The organism is Micromonospora sp. NPDC003197 (assembly GCF_053590565.1).
Window position 1 is genome coordinate 56,106 of the sequence record NZ_JBSFTE010000037.1, and the last position, 14,683, is coordinate 70,788.

Consider the following 14,683-nt stretch of genomic DNA (forward strand, 5'->3'; position numbering starts at 1 on the left):
CAGGAGCTGCCAATGCGCGCTGCGGTACCGGGGCTGACCAGCCCTTTTCCGATCGGGATGGCGCTGCCAGCGCTCTATCTCGACGATGACTTCACCCAGCGGTTCACCGCCGGGCTGGACGAGGTGCTCGCGCCGGTGCTGCTCACGCTCGACTGTCTCGACGCCTACCTGGACCTGGAACTGGCGCCGCCGGACTTCCTGGACTTGCTGGCGAGTTGGGTCGCTGCCCCGACTGACGGCACCTGGCCGGTGGAGCTGCGCCGCGAGCTGGTCCGGCACGCGGTCGAGTTGCACCGTTGGCGCGGCACAGCCCGAGGGATCGCCCGCGAGATGGAGATCCTCACCGGTGGCACGGTAGAGGTCATTGACAGTGGTGCGGTGTCCTGGTCCAGCACCCCGAACACCCCTGCCCCACCGGCCGCCCCGGCCGAAGTACGGGTGCGCATCCGGGTGCCCGATCCCGCATCGGTGGATCAGCCCCGCCTGCAACATCTGCTGGCCGCCAGCGTGCCGGCGCACGTATCGGCAATCGTCGAGGTGGAAGCGGCATGATCGTCTGCGCGGAATGCGGCACCAGCAACCGGGACGACGAGCGGTTCTGCGGCGAGTGCGGGGCGTTTCTGGAGTGGGATGGCGCGGTGGCCGAACGTACCGCGCCGGTACCGGCTCCCCAGACCAAACAGCAGGCCGAGACCACCACCGCCCCTGCCCCCTCCTCGTCCCCTGACGACAGCCCCGAGACCAAGCCGAGCGACCCGGTGGAACGTCCGACGGTGGTGGAGCGGACCACGGATCCGGTGGCGGTCCAGCCCGGCCAGGTACAAACCCGCCGACCGGTACGCCCCGTCGAGGAGCCCCGGTCGGCGGTGGCAGCCGGAGACCGGGTCTGTCCTCGATGCCAGGCCGGTAACGAGGAACTCCGCCGATTCTGCCGCGCCTGCGGTGCCCCTCTGGTCGAGACGGAGGTGGCCGCTCGGCTGCCCTGGTGGCGCCGGTTACTCAACCGCCTACGTCAGCGCAGCCGGGAAGCCCGCAGTCGCCGGGACCGGCGGGCGACGGCCAACGCCAAGCGGCTACTGAAGATCGTCGCGGTGATCTGCGTACTGGTGATCCTGGCCATCGTCGGTCCGCCGCTGGTGTCTCGGGCGATCAGCGAGGTCCGTGACCTGACCCAGCCCCATGTGCCGCTCACTCCCGCCACGGTGACCGCCTCCTCGGCTGGAAACGCGACACCGGCCAGCCGAATCGCCGACGGCGCCCACAACCGGTACTGGGCACCCACCGGTCCGGCGGTCGACTCGTGGGTGGAGGTCACCTTCGCTCGCCCGGTGCGGGTGTTGGACATCCTGGTGACCCCTGGCATCAACGTCGATCAGGCGAAGTTCCTCACCGTCGGGCGGCCAGACCAGTTGGAGGTGTCGGCCACCACCAGCGATGGCAAGGTGATCGGGGAAACGCTGAAACTACGCGACCAGCCGGGTGCGCAGACGTTCAAGTTCGAGGCCAGCGGGGTCGTCCGGCTCAGGATCGTCGTCCGATCGACGTACGGGCCGCAGTCGGAGCCGAGTGTGGCGATCGCTGAGGTGGAATTCTTTGGCCGTACCTGACCTCGGGGTCCCGCTCCGGCTCCCGGCCGGTCACCGGGTCCAACCCCAACGACACCAGCACCTGGGCGTACTCGCGCCGGGCTCGCTCGGCAGCGGCGGCGTTGCCGGCCCGGCGGTGTGCCTCGATCAGCAGCCGCCAGCCGGCGTCATGACAGGGGTCGATCTCCACGCAGCGACGCGCCGACTCCACGGCGGCACTCGTCGGGTGGAGCATCTCCGGCACGCCGTCGAGTTCGGACTGGGCCAGTGCCGCAGCGGCGTCGGCAGCCTGCTGGCGCAGGGTCTCCCGCTCGCCGACCACCCACTCGGCCGGCCCGTCCTCCGGCAGGAGGTCCCCGCCATAGGTGTCGACCACCGCCCGCAGCGCGTCCAGGTGGGCGGTGCCCTGACTGTGCTGGGTCCGACGGGCCGTCTTCAACGCGGCCCGGAAGACAGCGACGTCGCTGTATCCGCCCGGAGGTACCGCCAACAGGTAGGCATCGCCGTCCCGGCAAAGCAGGCGCTCGGCTGTTTCGGCCGGCAGGTTGAGTTCGAAGAACCGGCGCAGGCTGGAGAGGGCGACGTGCAGACTGCGGGTCGCGGCCCCGGGCGGCACCCCGGGCCAGAGGGCTTCGACAAGCTTGTCCCGGTGTATGGCACGGCCGGCGTTCATCGCGAGGATCCGGGCCACGGCCCGGGCCCGGGGCCGGATCGACGACCAGTCCAGGTCCCGGCCGTCGAAGCTGATCCGGAACCCACCGAAACAGCAGATGCTGAGCAGCGTCTGGTCGGCAGGGCTGGTCGATGCTTGTTCCTCGGCGGGGGCGCAGCCCGCGGTCCAGGCGGCCACCACCGTTTCCGGCAGGCCGGCCTGAGCGGCGGCAGCGTACACCGCAGTCAGCTGATCGGCCGATCCGTATGCTGCGGCGGCAAGTGCCAGCACCCGGGCACCGGGCACCCCGGCGGCCCGGGCGGTGCTTTCCGCTCGGCGTACCTCGACCTCAGCGTCTGGCAGCCGGGACTGTACGGCGGCCAAGGCCACAAGCGACTGGGCCCACGCGGCAATCACACCGCTGTCCAATGCCCGCGCTCGGGCCAGCAACTGGCTCGCCTCGTCGAGGTCGGTAGCACCCACGAGCGAACGCATCAGTCGGGCGAGAGCGGTGGTGAACAGGGCCCCCCACCTGTCGCCGAGCCGGTCGCACTCCTCGGTGACCGCGATGGCCTCCTTGAGGCTTGACTCGGTGCCATCCAGCGCCACCATCGCCCGGGCCAGTCGGCCGATCCACGGCTGATGCGCCGGCTCGGCGTCGACGGTGATGTCGGCAAGACCGACGGCACCGTACGGTTCACCCGCGCCGACAGCGCAGGCGGCCTGTAGCAGTCGCCCGGCCACGCCTACGAATCCAGGATCGTCCTGCGGCACCTGACGCAACAGCCGTCGCCCTTCCCCGACATTGCCGGCCAGGAAGTGGGCGAAGCTGCCGACCAGCCCGGCCACCGGCGTGGGCAGCAACTCCGCTTCGCCGGCGACGACGGCTGGGTGTCGCCGCGTCGCCGCCCGGAGCCAGCCACTCCAGTGGCCCCGCCACGGTGTGGCGTCCGGCAGCCAGGCGGTGGCCATCGTCCGCAGTGTCCGGCAGCGGGCCCGTTCCGGCTCGGCACCGAACATCCCTTCGGCGCGACGGAGCGCGGCGATACCCGCCTCTAGCTGACCGTGGTTGATTCGGTGTCGACCCTCGGCGAGGACAAGCCACGGATCCTCCGCGATGAACCAGCTGGGCAGCAGATCGCTCCACGGGTCCAGCCCGTGGTCGGCCACGCGGGCACCGGCCGAGTCGAGTAGTTGGTGCACCGCTGTCCAGTCCGCGGCCCGGGCGGCGCAGCGGGCCGCATCCAGCACCTCCCCCTCCTCGGTGAGGATCTCCGCAGCTCGGGCATGCCACGCCCGGGCACCGGACTCCCCCAACTCCTCGACCAAGCCAGCCACCAGGTGGGCCCGCAATACCTGGTGGTAACGGAAGGTACGTCCCCCGTCGTGGGTGACGGTGAATGCCTGCCGCTGTTCCAGCTGTTCGAGCAGCAGCTGGCTGTCGGTGCTGCCCAGCAGCTGGTCACATCGGGAACCGGTGAGCACGTCGAACACACAGGTCCGGGCGAGGAACCGGCGCAGTGCCTCCGGCAGCTCGGCTAGTACGGTACGGGTCAGGTAAGCCCGGGACAGGGCGGAACGGCCCCCCAACGCGGCAACCGCTCGCCGCCGTTCGCTGAGCGGGTGGCCGTGAGTGGACAGGTAGTAGAGCTTGAGCCCGGCCGCCCAGCCACCCACCCGTCGAGACAACGCGGCAACGTCGTCGGCGGGCAGCGGCTCCCGATAGATCTCACGAAGCAGACGTTCGACCTCCCAGGCCCGAAACCGCAACTGCTCGGCGTCGACGATGTCGATCTCCGACAGCTCATGCCGCGACAGGTTCAGATGGGGCATGCGTCGACTACCGATGACCACCTTTCGCACCGGGCTGGCCCGGTCGAGCAGGTGGTGCAGAAGCATCCGCTCGGCGGTGGACTCTTCGATCAGGTGGAGGTCGTCGATCACGAGCAGCGAGGGCGCGGGCCCGCCGGGGTGCGACGAATCCGTCGGAGTGGTCAGTCCATCCGGGACGAACGACTGGAGCCGCTCGGTCAGCCGCTCGGGCTGCACGTCCGCGGCCTCGATCCGCAACCAGCCGACTGGACCGTCGAAGGCGGCAGCGTACTGGGCCAGCAGGGTAGTCTTGCCCCATCCTGCTGGTGCGACAACAAGGGTCGGCGAGGTGGACTGCCGGCCGATGGCCGCCATGAGTCGCGGTCGTACGAGGCTCAAGGTCTGACGGTACGGAAAACCGGGACGCACCATCCACCCCCTCGTCACCCAGTTGGTCATCGAACGATGGCACCGCGTCGAGGTTCGACTACGCAGATGATAGTCAGAAGGCTCTATCGAACGGCATTATGTTCGACAGTTCAGGGGATTATAGGGTTAGAGAAGAGTCGATCTTGGACACTTCACTCGACGCTCCTCGCCGCGCTCATTCCGTTCCCGTCTCCCCGCGCCGGTTGACCCATCCACGCACCGCTTCACCTGCAAGGATGCACCTGTTGCCGGAACAAAGCGACAGACTTTGGACGGCTGTCGGTTTTCCTACAGTCGCCTCGGGCACCTAACCCGAGATCCGCAGTTAGTACGTACGGGTACACAATTGCCGCCGAAAGGTGAACAGCTACGACGAGCTGCAATTTGCGCCCGCCGCGTCGTAAGCGAAGGTTTTCCCTGCTACCGCCCCGGCCACCCGCATTAGCGCGTTCGGCCGGGCGTTCAGGCGGTTGGCTGCCCAGGAGACTGGCCGTCGCCTCACCCAGGCTGTTCGGCGAACTCGAACTGCACGTCACCGTCCTCGTCAACCGCGGCGTCGAGTGCCTTGTCGTCGAGGAGGCGGGCCGCGGCCGGGTCCAGGAAGAGGCGGGCCCCCGAACTGTCGACCACCTCGTCCCCCTGGGCTGGCGCCTCCGCGACGGCGATCTCCAACGATCCGGCGGCGGGATCACTGGAGATCCGCAGGCCGCCGTCGGGAAGTGCGTTCTCCTGAGCGGTCAGGTCCCGAATCACCATCACGGCGTTTTCCGTCAAAATGACCATCGCGTCTCCTTCTGGTACGGCCCGCTACGCGGAGCCGGGTGGTCGTGGCCGTCGGGGCGTACCCGGACCGGTGCCAAGCATGCCGCCGGCCCGCCGCACGACGTTCGCCCCCGACCGCACTATTCGAAGGAGATGTGGTCGAAAAGGTAGTCGCCTACCATCTCGTCGCGGCGTCGCCGCAGCTCGGCGAGTTCGCGCTCCAACTGTTGTCGGTCGCGTAGCGGCGGTTCGGCCGCGGCCAAAACCTTGAGCTGTTCCCCGATGGCCAGGGTGGCAAGGTCCTCGGCGAGCCGGCCGGGGTCCACGCCACAGGAGAACCTGTGGTGGCCGATCCTGGTCCGTTCGAAGAGGTACTCCCCGTCGCGTACCTCGAGCCAGCCCCAGCCCTCAGCACGGCCGCCCCGCCACGAGACGTGCAATCCCCGGATGATGGGGTCGGCGAGTTGCCGGTTCGCGTACGCCTCGATGGCCGTGGCGCGGGCGATCGCGCCCAGATCGTTGACGAAACCACTGCGACCGTCCGGCAGCCGACCGATGATGTCCCGGTAGGTCGATGGCGCGCCGGAGAACGCCTCTCCCGCCTCGTCGTCGTGTTCGGGGGCGGCGGCCGCGTAGGCGCGGGCGTCGATGACATAGTCGACGATCCGCCGGCCGTGCCTGGCGGGACGTAGGGTTCGGGATTCGACGACCAGGACCGGAAGGTCGACCGCCGCCCAGACGGCGTGCTTCATCCGCTGACTGCGCTGGGCGTCGACCGTGTGCTGGGCCGGGTCGTCGAACTCGACAGCAAAGATCGGCGTACCACCGTCGGCGGCGGAAACGACGAAGTCGAACCGGGTACGGGTGGCACAGTTCCACTGGTGGCCGGTAACACCGGGCGGCCGTCGTTGGACGATTTCGTGCAGCGTCCGGGCCGATTGCACGCGGCAACCCGCTCGCTCGTAACTCATCCCCCGACTGGTGCGGGATTCATCCCCGCCAGTCCTGGTGGGCAGCCAGGGACCTACATCGTTGCCGGTGTCTACCATCTGCTCCGCGATCCAGTACCTCGGTTACTCGCCGCTCTCCGCCGCTGGTCGGGTCGGAAGCCTGCGCCCATGCTAGAAACCAGCATCGGATTCGCCGACGGCGGATCGGCTGCGTCGATGACCCCCGGACACGGGGTGGCCGGTCGGACGCCGCCAGCCGGCACGGGGGTGCCTGGCTCACCGCCCGGACTGGTAACGCCTGCATCCGTCATGCCTCTGACGAATCTTGTCGGTGGGGTCGAGTACGCTGCCGGCGGCGAGGCTGTAGCGCAGAGGTCGTCGCGCCTTGACTGCAATCTGGAGGACGTCGGTTCGAATCCGACCGGTCTCGCCACCTGTTTCTCTCGGGGGGAGGAGAGACGTGCCGTCGATCGGCCACGGCGAGGTGGAGGTCTGCCTCCGGGTGCTAGCGGCGGCGGGTGCCGGGACGCTCGATCCGGAGCTGACCGCGCGGGTGGAACGCGCCGCGGCCGAGGCGTACCGGGACGCGAAGAAGCGCCGCAAGCGACACCGTGCCGCCGCAGACCGGCGGCACGACCAGGCCCTGCTGGCGACCTCCCGGCGGTTCTGGGACGAGATCCCCAACCCCGCTGCGCCACTCACCATCGAGGACAGCGGCACGGTGCCGGCCATCGAGTACGGCGGCACAGCACCGGTCGGCGGACAGTCGATGTTGCGGCGGGCTCGTCGGTGCTACGTCTGCAAGGACAGCTACCGCGAGGTGGACCCGGACTACCACCAGCTCTGCCCGGACTGCGCCCAGGAGAACATGGCCCGCCGGAGCGCCCGATGTGACCTGCGCGGCCGCCGTGCGCTGGTCACCGGCGGCCGGGTGAAAATCGGCTTCCACACCGCGTTGAAGCTGCTCCGCGACGGTGCCGACGTCCTGGTCACCACCAGGTTCCCCCGGGACGCGGCCCGGCGCTACGCCGAGGTGCCCGACTTCGACGACTGGTCCGACCGGCTCCACCTGCACGGTGTCGACTTCCTCGACCTCGGTGCCGTGCTCGACCTGGTCTCGGCCACCGGGCAGCGCTGGGACAGCCTGGACATTCTGATCAACAACGCCGCGCAGACGCTGTACCGACCAGCCGAATACCATCGCGCGGTCCGGGACGCCGAACGCGATGAGCTCTCCGGCCGCGCGGCCCGGCTCGAACTGACCACATCCGTCGCACCGGCCGGACCGGACCCGGCACACCTGCCCGCCACGCTGGCCACGCTCTTCCCCACTGGACAGGTCGACGAGACCGGGCAACCGCTCGATCTGCGACCGATCAACAGTTGGACGCTACGCGACAGCGAGGTAACCCCGCAGGAGTGGCTACAGGTTCAGGTGGTGAACGCGTTCGTGCCCTTCCTGCTCACCTCCCGGCTACGGCCGCTGCTGACGGCGTCGCCGCACGCCGACCGGTACGTGGTCCAGGTGTCGGCGATGGAGGGCAGCTATTCGCGGCGCAACAAGACAGCCCGGCACCCGCACACCAACATGGCGAAGGCCGCGCTGAACATGTTCACCCGGACGGTCGCCGACGACTACCAGCGCTCGGGCATCTACATGAACAGCGTCGACACCGGTTGGGTCACCGACGAGCGGCCCCATCCGGGCAAGACCGCCCAGCGGGAGGCGGGGTTCCGACCACCCCTGGACGTGATCGACGGTGCGGCCCGGGTCTACGACCCGATCATGCGCGGTATGGCAGGCCACCCGGTGCACGGCCAATTCCTCAAGGACTACCGGAGTGTGCAGTGGTAGACGGTGTCGAACCGACCGCACCCCCCGTACGCTGCCCGGCGATCAGCCACCCGGAGACCGGTCTGGCGGATCCCGCCGACTTCACGCCGCTGCTGGTGCGGCTCGACGACCCCGCTGAGGTCGCACAGGCCGAGGAGTTTCCCCGGGGCACGCTACAACCGGACGGCCGGCTCGACCTGTGTAAGCAGGGTGTCGGTCCGCTGCTGACCCATCAACTGGCCCGCGCCGCCGCCCGGTCGGCGCACACCCGTCACCTGCTGCTGGGCACCAACGGCCTGGGCGACGACGGGGCACAGGCGGTCGCTGACGCACTCGCACCCGGCCACCGGATCGAGACCCTCTACCTGGGCTGCAACCGCATCAACCCGACCGGGGTGGCGGCGCTGGCCGATCGGCTCGCCGCCGACCAGGTTGTCCGGGCGCTGTGGCTCAAGCGCAACCCGATCGGGGACGAGGGGGTCCTGCGACTGTGCGACGCACTGGCCGACAACCGCGGTCTGCGTACCCTCGACCTGGTCAACGTGGGTGTCACCGTACGCGGCCTGAGCCGGCTCGCCGAGACGCTGGCCGCCCGCGACGCCCGGCTGGAACGACTCTTCCTCGGCGGCAACGGGCTGGGGCCCGAGTCCGTACCGGCGTTGACGGCGCTGATCCACGACGCCGGCGTCCACGAGCTGTACCTGGCCGCCAACCATCTCGGTGACACCGGCGTCACGACGCTGGCCGAGTCCGCCACTGGCCTGCCGATGACTCTCGGTCTGGGCGGCAACAGCATCACCCCGGTCGGCGTCGCGGCCCTCGCCAGCCGACTGTCGGATTGGGTGTCCCTCGACCTGGCTCGGCCGCCATCGGAGCGCGCGTTGGGCGCGTACGGCAACGTGGTCGGTGACGAGGGGGCTGCGGCACTGGCGGCGGCGCTGCCCGGCAGCAGCCTGCGCCGCCTTGACCTGCGGCGCACCGAGATCACCGGTCGTGGGGCGAAGTTGCTGCTGGATGCCCTGGAGGGGCACCCCACGCTGGAATACCTCGGCCTCAACGGCGGAGTGCCCCGCCGGATGCGCCGACGGGCCACCGCTGCGCTGCAACCCGCCGACCGGGCGCTCACCCCGGCGCACCCGGACCTTCGAGCCATCGCGAGCGTGTACCGGTGACCACCATCGACGTGCCCGAGCTGCCCACGTGGCAACGAATCCGCCGGTACGCGGTGCCGGAGTGGATGATCGAGGAGTGCACCCAGCGACGTGAGGCGAACGACTGGCGGGGTGCGTGCGCGGCCGCTCGGATCGATGTCGACGTGGACCTCGCCGAGGTGGCCAACCGATTCGGCACCAAGGCCGCTGAGCGGATCGAGCAGGAACTGTCCCTACTCGCGCCTGACCTGCTGCGCTGGCACCTGCCCCGAGCCCTGGGGGGCCGGACCATCCTGGCCACCCGGCAACGCTGGGTGTTCTCCGTGCTGCCGGAGCCGCTGTCAGCGGAGACTCCGCTGCTGTCGCTCCAACTGCCGAAGACGGTGGACGGCTCGCAGCGACTACGGCTCGAGTTGGTCAACGCGGCCGAGGCGAACCGTCACTCGATGTACGACCTGCCCCCGTACCTGTGGAGTGTCGGTCACGTCGCGTCGCTGCGGTACGCCTACGGCGGCTCCGCCGAGCGGCTACCCCGCTTCGACGTCGACGGCAAGCCGCTGCCGGTGACCAGTTTCGCTGACACCGTCGATCCGGCTGACCCCGCCAGTCAGGCGGAGGCGGTTTTCCGCCGGCTGCATGAGGGCGAGGTCTTCGAGGCTTGGCGGCTCGCCGGCATCGACTTTGATCCCAGCGGCTGGGAGCACTCCTGGCCGATGGAGAGTCGCCTCGCCGGCTACCCCTTCAACCTGGCTGTCCTACCGAACGAGGCCGAGCGGCTGGCTCGGCGGTACGGCAGTGCGACCTCGGTGGTCAGGGTGGACTGGGCGCTGCAGATCGAACTGGACGCGACCGACCGGAATCGGCCCCGCGCCCGGGTGACCAATCGCAAGGGCAGCAGCGACCGTGCGGTCGGGCCGGTGGTGAGCCAGCGGCCGCCCGACCTGGACCTGTTGTGGCACCGGATGATCACCCCCGACGAGCTGCACCCCCTGGTCCGACAGGCTCTGTTCCCCGCGCCGGCCCCGGCGCAACCAGCAGCCCCGATCCCATTGACGGAGGCACCAGTCCGAGCGACAGAGGGTGCTGTCCCGCTGGTGGAGGCTCCGGTCCGGGTTCGCTGCCGCACCCAGTGGCATACGGTGGCGCATCGGGCCGGGCAGCTGGAGGCGTTGTCGCACTCTCCGGAGGAGGCACAGCGCGAGCAGGTGCTGCTCAGCCTCGGCGGGCAGGTGACCGGCTGCTTCGCGGTCCAGCAGCGATGGACCAGCGGCCGTGGTCGGCTGCCCCGACAGCTCCGGCAGCAGCGGCAGGACATCCTGCAACGAGTGCTGCACGGGGGTTCCCGCACCCTGCTGGCGCTGTTGGATGCTGGCCTGGACCCGCACCTGCGCGATGGGCGAGGCCGATCCTTCCTGCACCACCTACGCACCATGGACCATACCGAGGTGCTGCCCCGGCTGCTCGCCGCCGGCCTGGCCATCGACACCCCGGATTCACAGGGAAGGACCCCGCTCAACGTCGCCGTCGGCGACGGCGGGAGCCCGGAGCTGGTCCAGGCCCTGCTTGCGGCTGGTGCCGATCCGAACGCCAAGGACAACGACGGAACGAGTCCGTTCGAGCTCGCCGGCTACAAGAGCGGCGCCGAATACCTCGACGACGAGGAACGGGAAGACAACGCCATCAATCACATCTACGACCTGCTCAAGGAATGGACGAAGCGGTGAGCAGCGACATCGACCGGCTGGTCGTCGCCGACGAACTGATCGCGGCCACCCGGTCCTGGCGTACCGAACCCGCCGACGATCCGCAGGTGGCGGCGCTGGCGTTGGCGGTCTCGGCGAACCTGCCGGTGCTGCTCTGGGGCGAGCCCGGAATCGGCAAGTCGGCGACCCTGCAACAGCTCGCCGACGGCCTCGGCACCCCGCTGGAGACGGTCATCGCCAGCGTGCACGAACCATCGGACTTCTCCGGCCTGCCCATCGTCGGCGAGGACCCGGCGACCGAAGGGGTGCCGATGGCCCCGCCGGACTGGGCGGTACGGATCGCCCGCCGGGGCGAAGGGCTGGTCTTCTTCGACGAACTCTCCTCCGCCCCGCCAGCGGTCCAGGCAGCCCTGCTGCGGGTGGTGCTGGAACGCCGGGTGGGCAGCCTGGAGCTGCCGCCCCGGGTACGCATCGTGGCCGCCGCGAACCCGCCGACCAGCGCCGCCGACGGATGGCATCTGAGCCCGCCGCTGGCCAACCGCTTCGTCCACCTGCACTGGATCCACAAGCCACAGGTGGTGGCCCGGGGACTGGCCGGCACCTGGCCAGCGGTCGAGGTGCCGGCCGTCGACCGCACCCGGTTGGACAGCGCCGTCGCCCGGGCCCGTGGCACCGTCGCCGGATTCCTCACCGCCCGGCCGGGCCTGACGCATCACCTGCCCGCCGACGCCGAATCCCGGGGCGGGGCCTGGGCGTCGCCCCGGAGCTGGGAGATGGTGCTCCGGCTGCTCGCCTTCCATCATGCCGCCCGTACCGGACCGGAGGCGTTCCGCGCGGCGGTGGTCGGCGCGGTCGGTGACGGGGCGGGGCTGGAGTTCCTGAACTACCTGGACGAGCTGGATCTGCCCGACCCGGAACGGGTACTCGCCGATCCGGACGCGTTCCGACTTCCCACCCGGGGCGATCGACAGCTGGCCTTCCTGACTGCCACGGTCTCCGCCGTGCAGTCTCGGACGACCCGGCAGCGCTGGGAGGCCGGTTGGACCGTACTGGCCAAGGCGGTGGCCGCGGGGGTGCCCGACGTTGCGGCCCGGGCGGCGATGGATCTGGCTGCCATGCGGCACGTCGACTGGCCGGTGCCGGCCACCATCGACGCCTTTGTCGACGTGCTGCGGCTCTCCGGTCGTCTGCCCAGCCCGGCATGACCGAGCCGGCGGATCGGGTGTCGCCCGGCGCCGCATTGGATCGGATGAAGCTGTTGGCGGCCCGGTTCCGGGCCGCCGACGACCGGCCCTATCTGGCGACCGCGCTGTTCAGCATGACCGTGGTGGCCAGTTACGAGGTGCCCACGATGGCGGTGGACCGGCACTGGCGCTGCTACGTCTCCCCCGACTTCGTCACCCGCTTGCCGGTCGAGCAGCTGGCTGCCGTCTGGGTCCACGAGGTGGCACACCTGCTACGGGACCACCACGGGCGGGCCGACCTGCTCGGCGCGAGCCAGCGGTACGACCCGCACCGGGTGAACGTGGCACAGGACTGCGAGATCAACGACGATCTGCTCGCCGAACGGATGTCCCTGCCTGAAGGTCGGGTGGACCCGGTGGCGATGGGTCTCCCACCTGGTCTGCTCTTCGAGCAGTATCTGCCGATGCTGCCGCCGAGTGGACACTCGGTGAACTGCGGCTCGGGTGCGCATGGTCAGGGGCAGCCGTGGGATCTTGGCGGCACCGCCGATGCAGCCGTACAGCCGGTGGAGGCCGACGCGATCCGCCGACAGACGGCACAGGCCATCCGGTCACACCGGCGAAGCCGGGGTACGGTGCCGGCTGGCTGGCAACGATGGGCCGAACGGATCCTCGAACCCACGGTCGACTGGCGCCAGGTGCTGACCGGGCTGGTACGCGAGGCGGCGGCCTGGGCCAGCGGTTCGGTGGACTACTCGTACCATCGGCCGTCGCGCCGTGCCGCGTCCATGCGGGGGGTGGTGTTGCCGAGCCTGCGTCAGCCGCTCCCCCGCGTCGCCGTCGTGGTGGACACTTCGGGTTCCATGGGGGACGGCGCCCTCGCTGCGGTGTTGGGCGAGGTCACCGGGGTGTTGCGGGCGGTCGGGATCCGGGGCAACCGGGTGACGGTGATCGCCTGTGACGCCGACGTACACGCCACCCGCCGGGTCACCTCGGTCCAGGACGTCGTGCTGGCCGGCGGGGGTGGAACGGACCTGCGGGTCGGCATCGACAGTGCGCTAAGCGTGGCCGAACCGCCGCACTTCGTGGTGGTGCTCACCGATGGGCTCACCCCATGGCCGGCGAGCCCATTGCAGCGCACCCGGGTGATCGCGGGGCTGGTCGGGGCGGATGCCCCGCAACCACCCGACTGGATCGCCGTGGTCCGTATCCCGCTCACCTGACCGACCCGGCGACTCCGACGACCGGCCTACCTGACTGCCGTTGGTGACGGATCTTCCCGCCGGGCCAGAACGATGAGTACGCCAGCGACGACGCCGACAAAGTACGGGGACGGTACGAGCAGCACGCCGCCAACGAGACACCACGCCGCGAGGCTCCAGCCGATCCCGGCCGGCACGGCCACTCCGCGTCCGGCAAGGTGCCAGGTCAGCCACCCCAGGAGAATCAGCGGAACCGCGAAGCTGCTCGGCCCCGCCCAGAAGACCACCTCGTTCTGGAGGGACGCCAGGGTCCGATCGGTACCTTTGTCCACGAGAGCGAGCGGGACGGCCGCCCACACTCCGCGATCCACCCAGCCGGTGACGTCTTTCCATGCGGAAAGTGTCAGCAGCAGCAGGTGCCCTATCCCCAGTACGAGCATGATGCCGCTGGCCCAGCGCAGCAGCCGCTTACGGGTGTTCATCGTCCACTCCTTCCACTGCGCTGCGCTGCGACCCGCCTCGCTCGCAGTCCCGGCCGGTGGCACCGGCGCACCGTGCGAACGTCCTCGCATCTGGCGTCACGGATACGCCACGAAGCGCGGGTGGGGATGGTGCGCTGAGGTCTCACGAACAGGTCTCCCTCGGAGATTGCGCCGCCGCGACCGACCAACGAGTCGATCTTCTATGCTGGCTAGCATAGGCTATTATGACCAGCACAGACAGGGAGGTGACGTGACAACGAGACGGGAGCAGACCAGCGGAGAGAGCCGCGAGCTGATCCTCACCGCCGCAGCGGAACTCTTCGCGGCCAAGGGCTACCGGCAGACGACGTTCGCTGATGTGGCCGAGCGTTCCGGGATCAGCCGAGGGTCCATTCCATGGCACTTCGGCAGCAAGGAGGGCCTACTGCTGGCGGTCCTCGAACAGTCGGTGAGCCTGGTCCAGGCGAGCCTCGACGACACATCGGACCAACCCCCGGAGATCGGGCTGGACGGCATGACGAAGGGGCTCGACGCCCTGTTTGCACAGCCCACGACAAAACTGTTCGTCACGCTGCTGGTGGAGGCGCTGGAGCCGGACTCGCCCATCCACGACCGCTACGTCGCAATCCACGACACCCTCCGCGACCACTGCAAACGCTGGTTGGACCGGTTCGCGCCGCGAACTGGCGTGTCCACCGAGGCACTGGCGGTCACCATCGTCGGGGCCGGGATCGGCATCCATCAGCAGTGGCTGATGGCCCCCGACCGGGTCGATGTCACTCGGTCGTTGGCCGCGCTGCGCGCCCTGGTGGCAGGGATCGTGTCGCCGACCACCACGTAACTGCTCGGCCCGGTCGGCCACGCGGCCGACCGACGTCCGGGGGGGTGGGGGGCCGGCGGGGGGGGGGGGGGCACCCCCCCCGGGGGTGGGTGTGT

Annotated in this window: 12 protein-coding genes and 1 tRNA gene; 9 read left to right on the forward strand and 4 right to left on the reverse strand. The window is 69.9% G+C overall.

The genetic code is table 11. The annotated features are described in order from the left end of the window. Positions 1-12 precede the first annotated feature (12 nt). On the forward strand, positions 13-552 hold the full coding sequence (locus ACWDV4_RS28425) for a phage tail protein (protein ID WP_449984906.1): 540 nt from the start codon (positions 13-15) through the stop codon (positions 550-552). After that, on the forward strand, positions 549-1,607 hold the full coding sequence (locus tag ACWDV4_RS28430) for an NADase-type glycan-binding domain-containing protein (RefSeq protein WP_449984908.1): 1,059 nt from the start codon (positions 549-551) through the stop codon (positions 1,605-1,607). The genes ACWDV4_RS28425 and ACWDV4_RS28430 overlap by 4 nt, the downstream gene beginning before the upstream one ends. Here the strand turns inward: ACWDV4_RS28430 and ACWDV4_RS28435 are convergent. The 3 genes from ACWDV4_RS28435 to ACWDV4_RS28445 form a co-directional block, all read right to left on the reverse strand. Next, positions 1,522-4,449, reverse strand: coding sequence for a BTAD domain-containing putative transcriptional regulator (locus tag ACWDV4_RS28435; RefSeq protein ID WP_449984911.1), 2,928 nt, complete (start codon positions 4,447-4,449; stop codon positions 1,522-1,524). The two genes, ACWDV4_RS28430 and ACWDV4_RS28435, sit on opposite strands and share 86 nt — an antisense overlap. Before the next feature lie 528 nt (positions 4,450-4,977). Beyond that, entirely contained in the window at positions 4,978-5,262 is a 285-nt protein-coding gene (locus ACWDV4_RS28440; protein ID WP_184538663.1) for an adhesin, read from the reverse strand. A gap of 119 nt (positions 5,263-5,381) precedes the next feature. After that, a complete protein-coding gene (locus tag ACWDV4_RS28445) occupies positions 5,382-6,185 on the reverse strand; it encodes a hypothetical protein (RefSeq protein WP_449984914.1) in 804 nt (267 codons plus the stop codon). A 363-nt stretch (positions 6,186-6,548) separates the two neighbouring features. On the opposite strand from ACWDV4_RS28445, the gene ACWDV4_RS28450 reads away from it, so the two are divergent. The 6 genes from ACWDV4_RS28450 to ACWDV4_RS28475 all read left to right on the forward strand — a co-directional run bounded on the left by ACWDV4_RS28450 (position 6,549) and on the right by ACWDV4_RS28475 (position 13,286). After that, positions 6,549-6,624 (forward strand) — tRNA-Cys (locus ACWDV4_RS28450). A gap of 27 nt (positions 6,625-6,651) precedes the next feature. Further along, positions 6,652-8,046 (forward strand): SDR family NAD(P)-dependent oxidoreductase, encoded by a 1,395-nt coding sequence (locus tag ACWDV4_RS28455; RefSeq protein WP_449984916.1) that lies wholly within the window; start codon positions 6,652-6,654, stop codon positions 8,044-8,046. Beyond that, complete coding sequence (locus tag ACWDV4_RS28460; RefSeq protein WP_449984919.1) at positions 8,040-9,197, forward strand: gala protein; 1,158 nt, start codon at positions 8,040-8,042, stop codon at positions 9,195-9,197. Before ACWDV4_RS28455 ends, ACWDV4_RS28460 begins: the two co-directional genes overlap by 7 nt. Beyond that, positions 9,194-10,900, forward strand: coding sequence for an ankyrin repeat domain-containing protein (locus ACWDV4_RS28465; RefSeq protein WP_449984922.1), 1,707 nt, complete (start codon positions 9,194-9,196; stop codon positions 10,898-10,900). Before ACWDV4_RS28460 ends, ACWDV4_RS28465 begins: the two co-directional genes overlap by 4 nt. Beyond that, positions 10,885-12,084 carry an AAA family ATPase gene (locus tag ACWDV4_RS28470; protein ID WP_449984925.1) on the forward strand — a complete coding sequence of 400 codons (1,200 nt, stop codon included), beginning with the start codon at positions 10,885-10,887 and terminating at the stop codon, positions 12,082-12,084. Before ACWDV4_RS28465 ends, ACWDV4_RS28470 begins: the two co-directional genes overlap by 16 nt. After that, positions 12,081-13,286 carry a vWA domain-containing protein gene (locus ACWDV4_RS28475; protein ID WP_449984928.1) on the forward strand — a complete coding sequence of 402 codons (1,206 nt, stop codon included), beginning with the start codon at positions 12,081-12,083 and terminating at the stop codon, positions 13,284-13,286. The genes ACWDV4_RS28470 and ACWDV4_RS28475 overlap by 4 nt, the downstream gene beginning before the upstream one ends. A 26-nt stretch (positions 13,287-13,312) precedes the next feature. Here ACWDV4_RS28475 and ACWDV4_RS28480 read toward each other — a convergent pair whose 3' ends face one another. Beyond that, the gene (locus tag ACWDV4_RS28480; protein ID WP_449984931.1) at positions 13,313-13,747 is read right to left on the reverse strand and encodes a DUF6463 family protein; all 435 of its coding nucleotides are present in this window, start codon (positions 13,745-13,747) and stop codon (positions 13,313-13,315) included. 250 nt (positions 13,748-13,997) lie between these two features. Between ACWDV4_RS28480 and ACWDV4_RS28485 the strand changes: the two genes are divergently transcribed. Beyond that, complete coding sequence (locus tag ACWDV4_RS28485; protein ID WP_449984934.1) at positions 13,998-14,588, forward strand: TetR/AcrR family transcriptional regulator; 591 nt, start codon at positions 13,998-14,000, stop codon at positions 14,586-14,588. The last annotated feature ends 95 nt before the right edge of the window (positions 14,589-14,683 follow it).